The organism is Helicobacter heilmannii, from assembly GCF_001283065.1.
Classification (GTDB): Bacteria; Campylobacterota; Campylobacteria; order Campylobacterales; family Helicobacteraceae; genus Helicobacter; species Helicobacter heilmannii.
Map to the genome: position 1 here is coordinate 182,778 of NZ_CDMK01000002.1, position 18,335 is coordinate 201,112.

Genomic DNA, 18,335 nt, shown 5'->3' on the forward strand with positions numbered 1-18,335 from the left:
CGTTTATGGCTTGATAGCTCAGTCGGTAGAGCAGGAGACTGAAAATCTCCGTGTCGGTGGTTCGATTCCGCCTCAAGCCACCACTTAAAAACCTTTAATGCAAAAATCCCAAAATAGTTTTAAAATAGTCGCTCCCACCACACATAAAAACACCTTGCGGATGAATTTCACTTCCTTATACACCACCAAGTTAGAGCCCACCCACGCGCCCAGCATTTGCCCCATGCCCATTAAAAGCCCCACCGCCCAAATTACATGCCCGCTGATTAAAAACACGCTCAGACTAATGATATTGCTGGTGAAGTTAAAGATCTTGGTGTGGGCGGTGGCTTTTTTGAGATTAAAGCCCAAGAGAAAAACTAAAGCAAAAGTCCAAAACGAGCCCGTGCCCGGCCCAAAAAAGCCATCATAAAAGCCCAAAAGCACCCCAAACACGCCGTAAAATAAAGCGGGCTTGAGTTTTGCTAGGCGATCGCCCTCGCCCATTTTAGGCGAGAGCAGGGTATAAAGAAAGATGAGCGAGAGAAACAGGGGGATGAGCAGCCGTAATAAATCCGCTTTAAGGTGTAAGATTAAAGTAGTGCCACAGCTTGCGCCCACCACCACGCAAGCCACCCCAAAAGCCACTTCTTTTAAAGACACTATGCCCTTTAAGCAGAAATTGAGCGCAGCACTGAAACTCCCAAAACTGCTTTGCAGTTTATTCGTGGCGAGGGCTAAATGCGGGGGGATACCCAAAGCCAAGAGTGTAGGCACCGTGATGAGCCCCCCACCCCCGGCGATCGAATCCACCAACCCCGCACAAAAAGCCACCCCCGTTACAATAACATAGACAAACCATGCTAAATCCATCACACCCCTTGTTGTCAAAGCACCGGATTTTTTACTATACTTTAGTTTTACTCTGCATTTGCTAAGATAGGTGAAAACAGGAGAAAGCATGGTAACACTCACACAGGCCATGGGGTTAGCCCCTAAGGAATTAGAAGAGTTAAAGCAGCAAATTGCCAAAGAGGTTGCAAAGAGCGAGCTTAACGCCTATATCCGCCCACCCGAAACAGATGGAGCAAGCGAGGGGGGCGTGCCGATTCTCATTAAGGACAACATCAATGTCAAGGGGTGGGAAATCACTTGCGCGAGCCAAATTTTACAAGGCTACATTGCGCCTTATCACGCCAGCGTGGTGGAAAACTTGCACAAAAATGGCATGTGCGCCTTTGGGGTGGCAAACATGGACGAGTTTGCGATGGGCAGCACCAGCGAGTCTAGCTGCTATGGGGCGGTGAAAAACCCGAGGGATTTAAGCCGCGTGGCGGGGGGTAGCTCAGGGGGGTGTGCAAGTGCAGTGGCTGGGGGGCTAGCTTTAGCAGCTCTTGGCAGTGATACAGGCGGGTCTATTCGCCAACCGGCGAGTTATTGTGGCTGCGTGGGGCTCAAGCCAACTTATGGGCGGGTGAGCCGTTATGGGTTGGTGGCTTACAGTTCTAGCTTGGATCAAATCGGACCGATCACACAAAATGTCGCCGATTGCGCCCTGCTCTTAGATGCGATCAGCGGACACGACCCTAAAGACTCCACCAGTGCCAAGCAAGACCCCTTACTCACCTTTAAAAATTTAGACGCCAACAAACGCTTTAAAATCGGGGTGCTTGAAGACTATTTAGACGATGCCGACCCTTGCGTGCAGAAAGCCTACTTCGACACCACTAAATTGCTAGAAGAAATGGGGCATGAGATTGTCTCTCAAAAGATGGCTAATGGCAAGTTTGACACCGCGGCCTACTATATCATCAGTACCGCCGAGGCGTGTTCGAATCTCGCCCGCTTTGATGGCGTGCGCTATGGGCGTAGGGCCCAGGCACAAAACCTCAAAGAGATGTACACCAAGAGCCGCACAGAAGGTTTTGGGGCTGAGGTGCAAAGGCGGATCATGCTAGGCAACTTTGTTTTAAGCAGCGGCTATTATGAGGCCTACTACCAACAAGCCCAAAAGGCACGATCGTTTATCCGTCAACAATATGTGCAAATTTTTAAAGAGGCGGATCTGTTGCTTGCCCCCGTAGCCCCCTCCATTGCACCTAAGTTCAACGCGCATGCCAGCCCGCTAGAAATGTATTTAAGCGACATTTACACAGTGGGGGTGAATTTAGCGGGCTTGCCCGCCATATCCCTGCCAGTGTCTAAGAGCGTGGAGGGCTTGCCCGTGGGCTTGCAATTAGTCGCTCCCGCCTTTGAAGAGCAACGCATTTTAGACGCTGCCTTTGGACTTGAAGACGCGCTTAGCCTCGCTTTTAAAGGCAATGCATGCAATTAGTCCAAAAAGCCCTTACCTTTGAAGATGTTCTGCTCTTGCCCGCTTTCTCTCAAGTCCTGCCTAAAGAGGTCAGCGTGGCTTCCAAACTCAGTAAAAATATTGCCTTGAATATCCCCTTTGTGAGCGCGGCGATGGATACAGTTACCGAGTACAAAACTGCCATTGCCATGGCGCGCTTAGGCGGCATTGGCATTATCCACAAGAATATGGACACCAAAACCCAAGCGGAGCAAATCCAAAAGGTCAAAAAGAGCGAGAGCGGGATCATCCACGACCCCATTTATATCCATGCTGAGGCAAGTTTGGCCGAGGCAAAGGCCATCACCGACAATTATAAAATCTCTGGCGTGCCCGTGGTGGATCAAGAGGGCAAGCTCATAGGGATTTTAACCAATCGAGATTTACGCTTTGAATTGGATTTGAGCCGGGCAGTGGGGGAGGTGATGACAAAAGCCCCCCTACACACTGCCCATGTGGGCGTGAGCCTAGAAGAGGCGCAGGCGATCATGCATAAATACCGCATTGAAAAGCTCCCCCTGGTGGATGCCAACAACACCCTAAAGGGCCTCATCACCATTAAAGACATCCAAAAACGCATTGAATACCCACAGGCCAACAAAGACCATTTGGGGCGCTTGAGGGTGGGTGCGGCTATTGGGGTCAATCAGTTTGAGCGCGCCCAGGCTTTAGTTAAAGCAGGCGCGGATGTCTTGGTGCTGGATAGCGCGCACGGGCATTCGCTCAATGTGATTAAAACCTTAGAAGCCGTGAAAAAAGAGCTTAATGTTGATGTGGTGGTGGGCAATGTGGTTACAGCGCAGGCGACTAGGGATTTGATCAACGCAGGCGCGGATGGCGTGAAGGTGGGCATTGGACCAGGCAGCATTTGCACCACCCGCATTGTGGCCGGAGTGGGCATGCCCCAAATCAGTGCTATTGACAATTGCTACCAAGAGGCTAAAAAGCACGATGTCCCCCTAATCGCCGATGGGGGGATCAAATACTCCGGCGATGTGGCTAAGGCTCTAGCGGTGGGGGCGGCTTGTGTGATGATCGGCTCTTTGATTGCAGGCACGGAGGAATCCCCGGGAGACACTTTGATCTATCAAGGGCGGCAGTATAAGAGCTATCGGGGCATGGGCAGCATTGGGGCGATGACACGGGGCAGTTCGGATCGCTACTTCCAAGAGGGCTTGGCATCTGAAAAATTAGTGCCAGAGGGCATTGAGGGACGGGTGCCTTATCGGGGCAAGATTGCCGACATTCTTTACCAGCTTGTAGGGGGACTGCGCTCCTCTATGGGCTATTTGGGTGCGCCGGACATCCCCACGCTCACGGCCAATGCCCAGCTTGTCGAGATCACCGCAGCGGGGCTTAAAGAATCACATGTCCATGATGTGGACATCACAAAGGAAGCCCCCAACTACCACGCCTAAGCACCCCCTTTGGGGGTTTCAAAGATTTTAGGGTAAAATAGCCCCTTTTAAACCAAATGACGAGGTGTTTTAGTGGATTATTACGAACTCTTGGGTGTGGATAAAGAGGCGAGCAAAGAGGCCATTAAAAAGGCGTTCAAGCAACTCGCCCGCAAATACCACCCTGATTACAACCCCGACAACCCTGAAGCTGAAGAGAAGTTCAAGCAAATCAGCGAGGCTTATGGGGTGCTAAGCGACGACCAAAAACGTCAAATTTACGACCGCTACGGCAAAGAGGGCCTGCAGGGGAGGGGGATGGGTGGGGGCTTTAATGACTTGGGCGACATTTTTGCCGACTTATTCGGGGAGGATTCGCTCTTTTCGAGTGCCTTTGGCTTTGGCAAACGAACACAGCAGAGCAAAATCCCTAGAGATTTATTAGTCCCCCTAGATTTAAGCTTTAAAGAGGCGGTGTTTGGCTGTAAAAAGAGCGTGGAGCTGGAGTATAAGGCCGTTTGCGTGGATTGTCAGGGCAGCGGGGCAAAGGACAATAAAATGCAAGCCTGCAAGGCGTGCCAAGGGCGGGGGCAAACCTTCGTGCAACAAGGTTTCATGACGCTGGCGAGCACCTGCGCTAAGTGTCAGGGCAGCGGCAAGGTTGCGCTAGATAAATGCGTTTCTTGTAAGGGAGATGGCTTTGTCTTGCAAAAAGAGAGCTTTGAGTTAGATGTGCCTGAAGGCATTGACAATAAAAACCGCATCCGCGTGTCCAATCGGGGCAATGAATACCAAAGGGGCTTGAGGGGGGATTTGTATTTGGAGGCGATGGTGGGAGAGGATGAGCATTTTTTGCGCGATGGAAGCCACATTTACATTGAGGTGCCTGTGTTTTTCACCTCTATCCCACTGGGCTCTAAGATCATGGTACCTTCGTTAAAAAAAGAGCTAGAGTTGCAAATCCCGCCCAATACCCAGGATCGGGCGCAATTTGTATTTAAAAACGAGGGGGTGAAGGATATCCACACAGGCAGGTATGGCAATTTAGTGGCGGTGTTGAAAATTTTATACCCGCAAAAACTCACAGACAAACAAAAAAACCTTTTGATGCAACTACATGAGAGCTTTGGATTTGAGAGCGAGCCTTATAAAAATGTGTTTGAGGGCTGTGTCAATAAGGTCAAGCAGTGGATCAAAGACCTTGTAAAAAAATAAATTAGCTGTTTTTCAGCTGTTCTAACCGTTCTTTTTTGCTGCCGATATCGGTGATTTGGATGCCAAAGTTGCCATCCACGATCACCACTTCCCCCTTGGCAATCACCTTATCATCCACTAAAATTTCTAAGGGATCGTTCACCATTTGATTGAGCTCCACCACGCTGCCAATATCCATAGACACGACATCTTTTAAAATCATTTTTTTCTGCCCGATGCGCACCCTGACATTGAGATTGATGTCTAAAAGCATGTTAATGTTACGGATTTCTAATTGCTCTAGGGAGTGATCGCCATCGGAGCGCTCTGCTCTTTGCACCACGGGGATGCTTGGTGCGGCTGGGGCAGGACGGCCCTTGGGGAGATTTTGAACAACTTCTTTTTTATTGAAAAAGTCTATGAACACCCCACCACAGAAGATAAAGAAGCTTGACTCCAACGCGCCTAATTTAAAGCCAAATTCATAGCCATCGCTGTAAGGATCGAGCGAGGATGCATCGTGGGCAAAGACCGCCCCCTCTGTCTCAAAGCCAAGCTTTGGCAAGGTTTCTTGGGCTTTTAAAGCGGTGCTAAGGGCTCCAAAAACATTAGAGCCGATCTCTTTAATGGCATCCAAATCATCGGGCTCTAAACTCTCTTTAGAAGTCCCCTCCCCACCGACCATTAAATCCGCTAAAGCGGTTGCCATGGGCACGGGGATGGCTAGAGTGATGGTTAAGTTTGCATTGGGAGTGACATGGATGGTGACCGAGGCATGTTCTATGAAGATAAAATCCCCCACAGAAATTTCGTTTTTCAGTTCCACTTCGGGGGCCTTGCCCAGTAAGCCATTGATGGTTGTGGTGAACTCTTGCACAAAGAGTTTTAAAAAGTCGCTGATCATTCTTCTTCTTCCTTAATGTTACCGATTTTGATTTTTCGTTGGTTTTCCAGCACTTCCAGGATTTCTTTGACGCGGTCTTTTTCGGTTTGGATCACTTCTTTGATTTGGATGGTTTTGCGGTAACCCTTGTAGCCCACGGTGGCTAAGTAGCGCTCTTTTTTGTCAATATTCACCACCACCACATCATTGGCTACCTTGTTTAAGCGGATCGTATCGCCCACGACCAAATCTAAAACCTCTTTTAAGGTGAGCTGCACACCCCCTAAAAACACCGACACATCCACGCTCGCCCCCCCCACTAAAGCCTGCAACTCTTTATTGCGGCTTTTCTTGGAGCTCGTTTCGGTGAGCATCACATCGCGGTTGCCCATTTTGGAGAGGATGCCCTCAATGGAGATTACGGGGTAGCACAAGTTCATCATCCCCCTAGAATGCCCGATCACAATCTCCATCACCACCATGATGACGATCTCATTTTGTGCCACGATTTGCACCACATTCGCGCTCGACTCTTTAGCATCGATTGTGGGGTAAAACTCCGTAACGGGTGCCCAAATCTCTTTTAAGATTTGCATGACTTGCTTTAAAATGGTGTCCAAGAGGTTCAGCTCAATGTCGCTAAACTCACGCATTTGCTCGTAAGCACTCCCCTTGCCCCCAAGAAGCCTGTCGATCATAGGAAAGACAATGCTGGGATTGACCTCCAGTACCCCATTGCCCCCCACGGGTTTCATGGAGAAGACATTAAAGCTAGTGGGGCTAGGTAAGCTCATCAAAAACTCCCCATAAGTCATCTGATCCACGCTGTGCAGCTGGATCTCTACAATGGAGCGCATGATCGCCGACACTTGGCTGGATAGGCTGCGTGCCATTTTGTCGTGGATGCTTCTAAAGGAGCGCAGCTGTTCCTTGCTCACCCGATTGGGGCGTTTGAAGTCGTAAAGCGTGATCTGCTTTTGGGGGAGGATTTCGTGTTTTTGTAAGGTGTTGACATCATCGCCCTCATCCACAACCTCTAAAAGGGCATCGATCTCTTCTTGACTTAGAATGTCAGCCATGGCTTTCTCCTAGAGATTTGCGTACCTTTTTGATCACCTCTTTGATGATTTGCGAAATGCGCGATTCGGTGATGCCTAAAATCTCTTTGATCTCACTTAAATTTAGCTCTTCAAAAAAATAGAGCTGGATCAAGAGCTGCTCGCGATCGGTCATGGTTCTTAGCGTGGATTGGATCGCGCCAAGCAACTCCTCAAACTCTAATTTTTTAGTGATGTTGTCCTGCTCAATGGCGTTAAACTGTTCGTCCATGGGCACATGAGCATAAATATCAGAGGCGGCCTTGGCATCCCTAATCTTGGCGATATCCTCGTTCAACACCTCGGCCAAATACACATCATCGGGTTCTTGCCCGTGTTCGTTGTAGTACTTGGTCACCTCGTGGTCAATGCTTTTGATGAGTTTTCTAGAAGAGCGCGACACCACATCCAAGGAGCGCAGATAATCCAACATCGCTCCATTGACCCGCGTCTTGGCATAACCCCAAAACGAGTCGTTTAAGGCGACATCATAACGCCTAGAGAGCTTGATGAGCTCCTCCGTGCCCACAGACACCAAATCGTTAAAATCCACAGAGCTAGGCAGCCGTTCCTTCAAGCGAAACGCCATGGAGCGCACAGCGGGCAGGTATTGGATCGCCAGCTCGTCTTGGGAGTTTTGGATTTGATCTAAATAAGGTGTGGTGCTCAAGGGCTAACCCTCGTTGTATTCATACTCATAATTGCGGACATAATCGAGCAGATCTTCCATCTCTTTTTCCCGTTGTACAAACTCTTTACTAAAGTGGGTCAATTTACGCTCCAACTCCGCCTTGTTTAAAAACCTCTTGCGGGGATACACAAAACCCATATACACCGAAGCAAAGAGCAAGATGATGAGATAAAAGCCCACGGTGGACACCAAAGTGCCAAAGAGAATATATTCAGCCCGATCAAACTTCAGCAAGGACAAGATCAGCCCGATGAAAAACCCGCCCACAATGGAGAAATTGACAAAGTTATCTAGCTTCATGCCACACCTCACAGATACCTAAGCAGGCGCTTGAAAAACCCGATGAAATTGTCTTTGGGGGTTTCCACCACACCCTGCTCGAGCTTTAGGGTCAAGATTTTGACAATCTGGTTCATAGAAAACGAAAAGGCGTTGAAAGGCTCGCTCTTACACAGCAATTTGCGGTCTTTAATCGAGCGGCGCACAGCGTTGCTGTTCTGGATATTGCCTAGGTAATTTAAGGTCATGTTAGGAATGTTCTCTTTAGCCACCCGCTGGATACCCCCAAAGATTTGTAGCCCCTTCTCAGCCGAGTCAACCATGTTCACCAATACAAACACATCATCCTTGGTTTTGGAGTTGACCTTAATCGTGGTGTAGGCATCGGTGATTGCGGCTGGATCGGAGGTGGTGATCACCACCACACAATCGCTCGCCCTTAAAAAAGCCTGGGTGAACTCGCCGATGCCCGCCCCCGTGTCGATGATCATATAATCTAAGTCGTCTAAGAGCTTGGTTTCATCCACATAGCCGTCTAAAATGTCTTGGCTTACATATTTAAAAATCTCTTCTCCGCTATCCCCGGGCACCAAATAAAAGCCCTCTTCCAGCGGGTAGATCACCTCGCTAAAATGCACTTCGCCGCGCAGGGCGTGCAAGATATTTTTAGTGGTTTTAATGCCAAAGATGATGTCTAAATTCGCCAGCCCGATGTCTGCATCCAAAATCCCCACCTTGTAGCCGCTTTTAAACAAGCTATAAGCCAAATTAGCGCTGATCGTGGATTTACCCACACCCCCCTTGCCCGAAGTGATGGCCACAAACTTCGTCTTGCCTTTCTTATTAAAGATGCTTTGGGGCTCCATGATGTGTTCTAGACCGCTGGCTTGGTTGTGTTTCATGCTTGTTTCCCCGGGTGCGTGAAGCCATCGAGCATGCAATCGACCAAATAGTCATTGCTCGCCACGAGCAAATCCATAGGCACTTCTTGACCGATAGAAAGGTAGCTGATGGGCTTTTTGCTCTCATAAACTAAAGAAAACAAGTTTCCAAACCCCCGGCTCTCGTCTAATTTTGTGAAGATCAAGCTGTCGATCTCTAAAGGGCTAAAGGCGTTGTAAATGTCGGTCAAATCCTCATATTTGGTGGTCAAAGACAGCACCAAAGCCGTGTCGATTTTATACCCGTTTTCTGTAAATTTCTTTAAATTCTCAATCTTTTTGCTGTCGTGTTGGGAGTGTCCCGTGGTGTCGATCAACACCACATCGCAATACTCTAAAGCCTGCATCTCTTTGTTGAAGTCTTGTGCGTCCATCACCGTTTCAATGCTGATCTTCATTTTCTTAGCATACCACACCAGTTGCTCCACCGCCCCAATGCGGTAGGTGTCTAGGGTTAAAATCCCCACTTTATATTTTTTATCCAGCATTTTAGAGTAACGGGCGGCGAGTTTGGCTAAAGTTGTGGTTTTGCCCACCCCAGTAGGCCCAACGAGCATAACAATTTTCTTATAATTCAAATCCAGCCCCTCATGCCGACAATAGATCATCTTGCGCAAAACCTCGCGAAAATAGCGCTTCACGGTGACAGAGTTTTCGCGCATTTTCACAGGCATCAGCTCCAAACTCAAACGCATGATTTCATCTAAATGGTTTTTATGCATGCCGCTGTTTTTAGCAAGACGGTAGATCTCGGCAAACTCGTGGGGGATGAGCAGTCCCTGCTCTTTTTCCTCGCTCCACACCATGTTTTGGATCAGCTTTAAATTATCGTTGATTTTATTCAGCTCGCCCTTGATAGAGTGCAGTGCTGCCCCCTCGACCTTGTTTTGCTCTTTTTCCCTCTCTTTGGGGGCTGGGATGGCGGGTTCTGGCTGGCGGGCCTGGGCATCTTTCAGGCTGTCTTGGGCGATTTTGGTCAGCTCCTTAGAGGCATTGATTGTGGCGGGCTTGATGGGCGCATCCTCATCCACGCCGGCAAGTTTGCGCATTTCGCGGATTGTGGCGGATAAATCCACCTGTACACCCTCATCGGGCTTAGGTGAGGGGTTACGCAGATTGTCTAGTTTCTCTTGCATGTTGTTGGTCTTGGGCGGGTTTTCTTGATCCACCGCCACGACCACCTCATAAAGCCCGGGCTCAGTCAGGGTTTTCTTACGGATCTCCTTAGCTTTCACCACCAAAGCGTTGTGCCCGTGTTCGCTTTGGGCAAGCTTCAGTGCTTCGGCGGTGGTCTCTCCGCTGTAGGTGTAGAGTTTCATGCCTGCCTCCAGGCCAAAGCTTGCAAAAAGAGAGGTAGGGTCACAGAGGGGCGTTTGGCCCATCTAGGGTGGGGCAGGCTCAAGTGGGGTTGTTTATAAACCACGCGGTTGTAAAAAATCATGTCTATGTCTAAAGTCCTCGGTGCATTTTTAAAGGCTCTCTTGCGCTGCCGGCCAAAGCGCCTCTCTAAATAAAACAAGAGCCCAAAGAGTTGGTTTAAACTCCAGCGAGTCGTAAAACTCAGCGTGGCGTTGTAAAAATCGTTCTGCGCCTTGTATCCAAAGGGCGGATTGATGTAAAGGGGCGAAGAGCACAGCCTAGAAAACATGCGATGGTGCGCAAGCCAGCGCCACAGCCTTTCTAAAACTGCTCCCGATGCGCCCTCATTGCTTCCCACACCCCACACCACGCTATTTTTAAAATGCCATGTCCGTTTGCATTTTCTAGGGTAAAAGGGGGAGTACACCACGGTCTGCACGCGCCCCCCCTCACAACACAACAGCCCTTGAGCCTTGCACCACCACCAAATCCTCGATCCGCACGCCAAACTTGCCGGGTAGATAAATCCCCGGCTCGATGGAAAACACCATGCCCTCCTCAATGATGGTCTCGCTTCTTTGGGAGATGAAAGGCAATTCGTGGATGTCTAGCCCAATCCCATGCCCCGTGCTGTGGGCAAAATACGCCCCGAAGCCGGCCTTTTCAATCACACTTCTAGCTAGACTGTCGATTTCCCTGCCCGTCATGCCCGCCCGCAAGTGAGCGATGGCATGTTCTTGGGCTTTGAGCACCACAGCGTAAATTTTTTGCAATTCCTTGTCTTTAAAGCTCTGCTCTTTAGCAAAGCCAAAGCCCTTATAAAAGTGCGCTGTACGGGTGCGATCGGCGCAGTAGCGTTCATACTTCAAGCCAATATCCACCAAGAGTAAATCCCCCTCGGACAAGGGATTTTTAGAGGGCAAAGCGTGGGGTTTAGCGGCGTTGGCATTCACCGCTACAATGGGCTCAAAGCTTAGGGGATACTCCCCTCTGTGGGTTAAAAACTCTTTAACTTTGAATTGCAAAAAATGTTCGCTGGGCGCGTGTGTGCTGTGTAGATATTGGGCAAATGCGTCAAAGGCCTGCACATTCAGCTCTTGCGCTTTTTTGAGCAGAGCGATCTGCTCGGGGGTTTTAATGATGCGCTGTTTGCGGTGGTAATCCACCTCGCCCACAAACTTTAGATCGGGCAGGGCATTTTTTAAGCGACCATAGGTCTGCACGCTTAGCTGCGCCGGGTCAAAATACAGCTCTTTAAGGCTGCTAGGAATTTTTGCCACCATCGCCTGCCACAGATCGCCAGCCTCGATCACCTCGGCGTTTTTAATGCTGGTGCGCGCCTCTAGGGTGTAGCGCCCATCCGTGATGAAAAACGCCTCCCCATCTAGCTCTAAAAAAATTGCATGGTCACAGCTATAACCACAAGCGAAGTATTGGGCGTTTTCATCTGTGGTGAAATGCGCCAAGACTACTCTTTTGCCTCAATTTGTTGGTTGGCTTGGCTCTCTTTAATTGCCTTGATCTCGGCTAAGATTTGCATCATCGCGATCATGGCGACATGGTAGCCAAAAGCTCCAAAGCCGGTGATGACTCCCGCACTCACGGCACCCGTGTGGGAGACCTTGCGGAACTCTTCGCGGGCAAAGATATTGGTCAAATGCACTTCAATCACGGGCATGTCGGCGAGCATGATCGCATCGGCGATGGCGATAGAAGTGTGGGAGAACGCCCCGGGGTTGATGATGATCCCCTCCACATCGCTGCCCACGCATTCTTGGATTCGATCAATGATTTCCCCCTCGAAGTTGCTTTGGAAAAACTCTAGCTCCAAGTCGTTCTGTTTGGCGAAATTTTCCATGTTTTCATGGATTTGCTCCAAAGTTACAGGGCCATACAGCCTAGGGTCTCTATGCCCCAACATGTTTAAATTAGGCCCCTGAATCACAAGAATTTTCATAAGAACTCCTTTCAAAATAAGAAATTTGATTATAGCATAAACCGCCCCACGCTTTGCCTAAAGTGTGAAATTATGCACAAGTTTTTGTAAGTTTTGGGCGGTTTCTTCTAGCACACCCACCTCTTTGGTGTTGCTCACCATGGATTCAGAGACCTGTGCCGCTATTTTGGCGATTTGGTGAATCTTTTTAGCGATGTCTTCAATTTGGCTGTGCTGGCTGTGGGAGTGTGTCACCACCTTTTTGGTATCCTCTAAAGAGTTTGCTGCCTTGTCGTAGATCGTCTCTAACGCCTTCACTGCCTCGTCCACATGTTTTTGCCCATCACGCACCTCCACCACCATATTTTCCATGCTGGCTACGGATTTTTTGGTTTCTTCTTGGATGAGCTGGATGATGTGGTTGATCTCTTTGGTCGCCTCGCCCGTGTGCTCGGCAAGTTTGCGGATCTCATCAGCGACCACGGCAAAGCCCCGTCCGTGCTCGCCCGCTCTAGCAGCCTCAATGGCGGCGTTTAAAGCAAGCAAGTTCGTTTGGTCGGCAATATCTTGGATGAGCTCAGTGCTGTGCCCGATGTTCTGCGCGTGCTGATCGAGCGATTGGATCTGTGCAGCCGAGTCCTCCACTCCGCTGGTGATGCGCGCCATGCCAGCTGTCATGTTCTCCATCGCCTCCTTGCCCTTTTTGCTCAACTCCACGCTCTGCGTAGAATTGGCCTCTGTTTGTTCTACAATTGCCTCCACATCTTGGATGCTGTTTTGGATTTTTTGCATGTTAGTGATGAGTTGGGCGGTCATGTCCTCTTGTTTGCTGGCGTTGTCTTGCGACACCTTTGACAAATTCAACACTAATAGAGACTTTTGAGAAATGTCGCTAGAGGATTGACTGATTTGCTTGATGATGTGCACCATCGAGGCTTGCATTTCTTTGATGGCATTCAAAGCACTTTTTTTAAAGTGGGTATCCACCTTTTTAGACAAATCCCCCTCGGCGATGGCAGCAACCACTTTACGGATTTGGGCAGGCTCTGCCCCCAAAGAGCCTCTAATGTTGCGGGTGATGAGATAGGCGATTGTAAATCCTGCAACCGTCGTGATGAAAGTGAGTATAAACATTAAAAAACTAAAATGGCTGGCGATGCTGCGGGCTTTTGGAGTGAGCTGTTGATTTAGATACTCCTCGTAGTCAATGAAAGCATTGATAGCCGCAAGCCACTTTGTGAAGTCTTTAGCCAAATTTTCTTCTAGAATCTTTGCGGCCGTGTGTTCATCCTTGCGTGCTAAAACAAGAGCCTCTTTGATTTTGGGCATGGCGTTGGCCTCAATGGCATTGATGTTTTGGGCTAATTGCCGTTCACGATCGTTCACCTTTTCGGGGATTCGTGCAAACATGTCCGCCATGTTTTCTTTGTTCTGTCTATAATCTATATTAAGTCTTTGGATTAAATCTGCTTGGGTTTTGTAGTAAGTAGAATTTTGGGCTAAAATTGCGTCTCTAATGGCAACGGAGCGGTCGTGTACACTGCCACGCATGTTGATGGCGTAGCGTTGTTTCACGGCGTTGTAGTCGGTGAGTTCGGTTAAAATGCCGTTGATGCTACGCACCCGAACCGCCCCCACGCAAGCCACTACAACCATCAACATGATGACAATGGCAAACCCCCAAAAGAGTTTTTGAGAAACGCTCAATTGATCGAAAAACACGCGATCGACTCCTCCCTTTTTAAAGGGTATCCTACACGGATAGTGGGCTGGTTATTTTTTAATCTGTTCAATCGCTTGGCGGTAGCGGTTGATGTTGGTGCTTGTGAGCTCTTGCACTAATTTTTTCATAACCAAGGGGTACATTTCGTTCAAAATTTTGCGGATTGCTTCGTCGTTGTTCTTTTCTAGCTCGGTGTGGCTCACAACTTTAGGGCCAGCAAACCCGCCGGAGTTGGTGGTTTGGTAGGTGTAGCGGTGGGTGAAGGCTTGTTTGGTACCCACTTCCACACCGAAGTTGTGGATGATGCGCCCGGTTTCAGGTTCAAAGAATTTAAACCACACAGACCCAGAGCTTTGGTCGACCAAGACATCCACGTTGTCTTTTTCTGGATCGTTAGTGTCCATTTTCACATCTTCTAAGATCCCAATCCAGCCACCCATGTCCAACACAGACCACATTTTGTGTTTTTGTTCAGGGGTCATGGCTTGTTCGGTAGTTAAGCGCACCACTTGATAGCCCCTCTTTTGGAATATCTCCGCGATTTGGTTAACCAACGCATCTTGGAATTGGTCAATGTAGGGGGTTAGGTTGTCTGTTACCTGAATATGGGGGGCAAAAATCCCCACAGTGTGGTGGGTCAAGGACTCTTGGGCAATATTGATAGGGTAATTGAAGTTTAAAAGCGTGTCGCCCTTGTTGAGCACCACCCTCTTGTGCTTTTTGGGTACATTGGCATTGCCCGCATTGCTATTGCTGGTATTGCCACTATCCATGGCACAGCCGGTGATGAGTAGCCCTGCTAGAGAACCTAATAGGACAAGATTGTTACGCATTTATTGTTGCCTCCAAAAATTAAAAATTAAATGAAATGAATCTCTATTTTACCATAAAAAAGTAACAAACATGAACTCCCCCCAAAAAATGCAAAGCTAAATGGGCAACACCCGAATGTTCTCGTCTAAATACTCCTGCAACACCCCTTCAATGGCAAAGAGCGTCCCCGTAGCTGCGCTCGCGCACCCATCGCATGCCCCCATGTAACGGATATATACATCCACAAAACCCCCACCCTCCTTGATGTCCAAAACCTCCAAATTCCCTCCGTCCATCATCAACATGGGGCGGACATGCGTGTCGATGGTTTTATCGATCGCCTTGACCTTTTGTACCATAGTCATGTCAACGAAGCTCAAATCCCCCTCTAAAGATTTTTGCGCCACTTCTTTGCGTTTTTCAGCTTCCATTTCCGCGCGTACCTCTTGCAAGATATCTACAAGGTAGTATTCCCGCGCTTCGTGCCCGCCGGGGCGCACACAACTGCCACAAAAGCCCCCCGCCTTGGTGTAATTGGTGATCTCCTCTACGCTTTTTAAGTCATTCAGCTTGATCACCTCTTTAATGGTGCCAAGGCTCACCCTGGCGCACTCACACACGATGATCTCGTCTTCAAAATCCTCGGGATTCTTACCTAAATATTGTCCAGCGGCCTGCTTGATCACATCGTAAGCCATCACAGAACAGTGCATTTTTTGTCCGGGCACGGCGGGCACATCGGGATCATCCCTTAGTCCCCTCTCCACATCTAAGTTGGTGATCTTCACCGCCTCTTGCACCCTTTTACCTAGGCACAACTCCACCATCATGTCCGAGCTGGCGATCGCCGTCCCGCAGCCAAAGCTTTTAAACTTTGCGTCGATGATTTGATCGGTTTGCGGGTCAATGAGCCAGTAAAGGCGCACCGCATCCCCGCAAGACTCTGCGCCGTAATCGGCCACAACGAGCTTAGCCCCCCTAGCTTTAGCATCTTCCTCTGTGAGCACACCCAAATGCGTGGGGTTGTCCATGCGTCTGCTCACTTCTTTGGAGTAAGCGTCCCACAAAGCCCCACCTAATAAATTATTTTTTCCCATTTTTAAATCTCCTTAATGGCTGTAAGAGCTGGAAATGTTGCGCAAGCGTTTTACCGCTTTTTTAAACACCTCAATGGTGCGCTCGATCTCTTCAGCCGTGTTGAAACGGCTCAAAGACAATCTAATCGCCGTGTGGGCCAGCTCCACATCCGCCCCGATGGCGACCATCACAGGGTTGGCTTTTAAATCCTCACTTGCGCACGCGCTCCCCGTAGAAGCGGCGATGTTGGCGCGGTTTAAATCCCACAGCATCGCCTCGCCCTCAATGCCTCTAACACTCACTAAAGTGGTGTTGGGCACTCTATGCACCCGATCGCCGATCACAAAGACATCTTTAATCTCTAAGAGTGCGTCCTCTAGGCGATCCCTAAGACCCCCCACGACTTTTTTTTCATAGGTGAGATTCTCCACCGCTAAACGCATCGCCTCGCCCATGCCAATGATGTAGGGGACATTTAAGGTCCCACTGCGCCGCCCGCGCATGTGCTCGCCCCCGTGGAACAGTGGGGTGAGCTCCACGCCTGATCGGATGTAAAGCCCACCAATGCCCTTAGGACCGTGGAATTTATGCGCCGAGAAAGAGAGCAAATCCACCTGGGCTAGTTGCACATCCACGGGGATTTTGCCGATCGCTTGCACCCCATCGCTGTGAAACAACACGCCCCTTTCTTTGCAAATTTGCCCAATCTGCTCGATGGGAAAGATCAGCCCTGTCTCATTGTTCGCCCACATCACACTGACTAAGGCGGTTTTATCTGTGATCGCCTCTTTCACCTGATCGGCAGTGATCGTGCCATGTTCGTTGATGGGCAGGTAAGTTACTTCCAGCCCGACACTCTCTAAGAACTCACAAGTGGCGCGCACAGCCGGGTGCTCAACTTGGGTGGTAACAATGTGGTTTTTGCCCTTTTTTAAAAACGCGTCAAAATAGATGGCTTTGAGCACCCAGTTATTGCTCTCAGTGGCGCAGGAAGTGATGATGATGTCGTCTTCATCGTGGGCATTGATCCCGGCATAGAGCTTTTCTAGGGCATCTGTGATCATCGGGTGGGTTTCTGTGCCGAATTTATGCAACGAATTGGGGTTGCCATAGTGCTCGCAAAAGTAGGGTTGCATGAGATCTAACACCCTAGGGTCGACTTGTGTCGTGGCGTTGTTGTCTAGATAAATGCGGTTAGACATGCTCAAAATCCTTTAATGGTGTGGGGGTTTGAGAAGAGAAGTTTTTAAGTCGTTTTCTCATAGAGATAAGGATAATACTACGCTATCCTTTAAGTTTGCTAAATAAATCAGGATTGTGGGGCGTGTGGCTTGGGTGAAAATGTGGGTGTTTTACCCCCCCCCCCCCCCCAATTTCCCCCCCCCCCCCCCAGTATTTTGTACCGCACACGGCGCGCTAAATCCAAGACACCCCTACTAAAGAGCCGGTGTTTAACCGCTTTGTAGTAGGCGCATAAAAAGCGGCAAGGGGTTTTAAACAACAAATGCAGGGTGCTGAACTTGTAAGAAAAATAATAATCAGTGGCCATTTCCTCAGTGAGGTCGGCTTGTCTTTGTTTAGATCGGGCATCATATTCTAAGAAAAAATCTTGGGCAAAAGGGGTTTTACATAGGACACTCAGCCACAAACCTACCTTTGGGCCAATGAAAAACTCCCAAGGTTTAGGTGAGCCTAGATGATCATAATAATGCAAGATGGTGGGATGGTCTAAAATCTCTTGGATGCGGGGCACATCTAATGGGTGGAGGTTGCAAAGACATTCGCCCTCGTATTGGGAGGGGAAGACGCAATATTTGAAGGAGAGCTGGGCAATTTCTTGTTGTTGCCACACAAAAGCGATGAGTTCCATTTCCTTTAAATACCCTTGCCTTTTTTGGATGCACTCTAGGACTTTTTGTGTCCAATGATGCGCGCGCATGTAGGCCAAATTACAAAACCAAAACCCCTCTAGGGCATGGTCTATTTCATCCACAAACACCGCGTGCAAATAGACAGGTTGAGAAATGTCTAGTTGTATGAAATCATCCGTGGGATCTTGCAAGAACAGCACATCCACATCGCTCCAAATGATTTTGTCGTACTGCGGGAAGAGGTCCACCAATAAATACTTCACCAAGATCATCTTGGAAAAGCGGGCAATAAACGCTTTGTCAAAGACATCTTTAAACTTCTCTAAAAAGCCATCGATGTCAATGAAGTCAAGCGCGATGAAAGCCGCGTAGGGCTTTGCCATCTCTGCGAGCTTTTGCATGTCTAGCTCTTGCAAGCCGGAGTAAAAAATGTGGATGGTGTAGACAGCACTCTTGCCCCCTTCTTTGCTCTTTTGCAAGCACTCCAAAAGAGAGTAAATCGCCACAGCAGCGGGGATAAGGTAGTTTTTATCAAAGGCCATCGCGATGGGGATATGTGGGGGATTCAAGGGCTTTCATCCTTTGTGAAAAGTTGCTTAATTTTAGCAAAACTTCTCAGTTTTAACACCTTTTAACACATGAATAAGGTTTGGGCTGCTTTCTTTCCTTGCGCTAAAAACGCGCGGGGCTTATCCCCATGCCCGGACATCAAACAAATCTACTGTCCGGTACCGATAGACTC

At 49.0% G+C, this 18,335-nt stretch carries 18 protein-coding genes and 1 tRNA gene; 4 read left to right on the forward strand and 15 right to left on the reverse strand.

Annotated features, from left to right (window positions below; genetic code table 11):
- The first annotated feature begins 7 nt into the window (after window positions 1-7).
- Window positions 8-83 (forward strand) — tRNA-Phe (locus tag AOG36_RS05040).
- A 1-nt stretch (window position 84) separates the two neighbouring features.
- Here AOG36_RS05040 and AOG36_RS05045 read toward each other — a convergent pair.
- Window positions 85-852 (reverse strand): TSUP family transporter, encoded by a 768-nt coding sequence (locus AOG36_RS05045; protein ID WP_015107218.1) that lies wholly within the window; start codon window positions 850-852, stop codon window positions 85-87.
- An 88-nt stretch (window positions 853-940) separates the two neighbouring features.
- On the opposite strand from AOG36_RS05045, the gene gatA reads away from it, so the two are divergent.
- The 3 genes from gatA to dnaJ all read left to right on the forward strand — a co-directional run bounded on the left by gatA (window position 941) and on the right by dnaJ (window position 4,944).
- Window positions 941-2,314, forward strand: coding sequence for an Asp-tRNA(Asn)/Glu-tRNA(Gln) amidotransferase subunit GatA (gene gatA / locus AOG36_RS05050; RefSeq protein ID WP_015107217.1), 1,374 nt, complete (start codon window positions 941-943; stop codon window positions 2,312-2,314).
- Window positions 2,305-3,750, forward strand: coding sequence for an IMP dehydrogenase (guaB, locus tag AOG36_RS05055; protein WP_015107216.1), 1,446 nt, complete (start codon window positions 2,305-2,307; stop codon window positions 3,748-3,750). The genes gatA and guaB overlap by 10 nt, the downstream gene beginning before the upstream one ends.
- A 72-nt stretch (window positions 3,751-3,822) precedes the next feature.
- Entirely contained in the window at window positions 3,823-4,944 is a 1,122-nt protein-coding gene (gene dnaJ / locus AOG36_RS05060) for a molecular chaperone DnaJ (protein WP_015107215.1), read from the forward strand.
- Window position 4,945: 1 nt separating this feature from the next.
- Here dnaJ and fliY read toward each other — a convergent pair whose 3' ends face one another.
- The 14 genes from fliY to AOG36_RS05130 form a co-directional block, all read right to left on the reverse strand.
- A complete protein-coding gene (gene fliY, locus AOG36_RS05065) occupies window positions 4,946-5,827 on the reverse strand; it encodes a flagellar motor switch protein FliY (RefSeq protein WP_015107214.1) in 882 nt (293 codons plus the stop codon).
- Complete coding sequence (gene fliM, locus AOG36_RS05070; RefSeq protein WP_015107213.1) at window positions 5,824-6,885, reverse strand: flagellar motor switch protein FliM; 1,062 nt, start codon at window positions 6,883-6,885, stop codon at window positions 5,824-5,826. The genes fliY and fliM overlap by 4 nt, the downstream gene beginning before the upstream one ends.
- Window positions 6,878-7,573, reverse strand: a complete 696-nt coding sequence (locus AOG36_RS05075; protein WP_015107212.1) for an RNA polymerase sigma factor FliA — start codon at window positions 7,571-7,573, stop codon at window positions 6,878-6,880. The genes fliM and AOG36_RS05075 overlap by 8 nt, the downstream gene beginning before the upstream one ends.
- A 3-nt stretch (window positions 7,574-7,576) precedes the next feature.
- Complete coding sequence (locus AOG36_RS05080) at window positions 7,577-7,894, reverse strand: hypothetical protein (protein WP_015107211.1); 318 nt, start codon at window positions 7,892-7,894, stop codon at window positions 7,577-7,579.
- Between the two features lie 8 nt (window positions 7,895-7,902).
- Window positions 7,903-8,775 (reverse strand): P-loop NTPase, encoded by an 873-nt coding sequence (locus tag AOG36_RS05085; protein ID WP_015107210.1) that lies wholly within the window; start codon window positions 8,773-8,775, stop codon window positions 7,903-7,905.
- Window positions 8,772-10,133, reverse strand: a complete 1,362-nt coding sequence (gene flhF, locus AOG36_RS05090; protein WP_015107209.1) for a flagellar biosynthesis GTPase FlhF — start codon at window positions 10,131-10,133, stop codon at window positions 8,772-8,774. Before flhF ends, AOG36_RS05085 begins: the two co-directional genes overlap by 4 nt.
- The gene (folK, locus tag AOG36_RS05095; protein WP_015107208.1) at window positions 10,130-10,612 is read right to left on the reverse strand and encodes a 2-amino-4-hydroxy-6-hydroxymethyldihydropteridine diphosphokinase; all 483 of its coding nucleotides are present in this window, start codon (window positions 10,610-10,612) and stop codon (window positions 10,130-10,132) included. Before folK ends, flhF begins: the two co-directional genes overlap by 4 nt.
- A gap of 10 nt (window positions 10,613-10,622) precedes the next feature.
- A complete protein-coding gene (locus AOG36_RS05100; RefSeq protein ID WP_015107207.1) occupies window positions 10,623-11,639 on the reverse strand; it encodes an aminopeptidase P family protein in 1,017 nt (338 codons plus the stop codon).
- A gap of 2 nt (window positions 11,640-11,641) precedes the next feature.
- The gene (aroQ, locus tag AOG36_RS05105) at window positions 11,642-12,130 is read right to left on the reverse strand and encodes a type II 3-dehydroquinate dehydratase (RefSeq protein ID WP_015107206.1); all 489 of its coding nucleotides are present in this window, start codon (window positions 12,128-12,130) and stop codon (window positions 11,642-11,644) included.
- Window positions 12,131-12,187: 57 nt separating this feature from the next.
- Entirely contained in the window at window positions 12,188-13,831 is a 1,644-nt protein-coding gene (locus AOG36_RS05110) for a methyl-accepting chemotaxis protein (protein ID WP_015107205.1), read from the reverse strand.
- Between the two features lie 51 nt (window positions 13,832-13,882).
- Window positions 13,883-14,665 (reverse strand): HpaA family protein, encoded by a 783-nt coding sequence (locus AOG36_RS05115; RefSeq protein ID WP_053825634.1) that lies wholly within the window; start codon window positions 14,663-14,665, stop codon window positions 13,883-13,885.
- A gap of 96 nt (window positions 14,666-14,761) precedes the next feature.
- Window positions 14,762-15,742: an iron-sulfur cluster assembly scaffold protein NifU gene (locus tag AOG36_RS05120; protein ID WP_015107203.1), complete on the reverse strand. Its 981-nt coding sequence runs from the start codon at window positions 15,740-15,742 to the stop codon at window positions 14,762-14,764.
- 12 nt (window positions 15,743-15,754) lie between these two features.
- Entirely contained in the window at window positions 15,755-16,924 is a 1,170-nt protein-coding gene (locus AOG36_RS05125; RefSeq protein ID WP_015107202.1) for a NifS family cysteine desulfurase, read from the reverse strand.
- 107 nt (window positions 16,925-17,031) lie between these two features.
- Window positions 17,032-18,162 (reverse strand): glycosyltransferase family 8 protein, encoded by a 1,131-nt coding sequence (locus tag AOG36_RS05130; RefSeq protein WP_053825635.1) that lies wholly within the window; start codon window positions 18,160-18,162, stop codon window positions 17,032-17,034.
- Window positions 18,163-18,335: the final 173 nt, after the last annotated feature.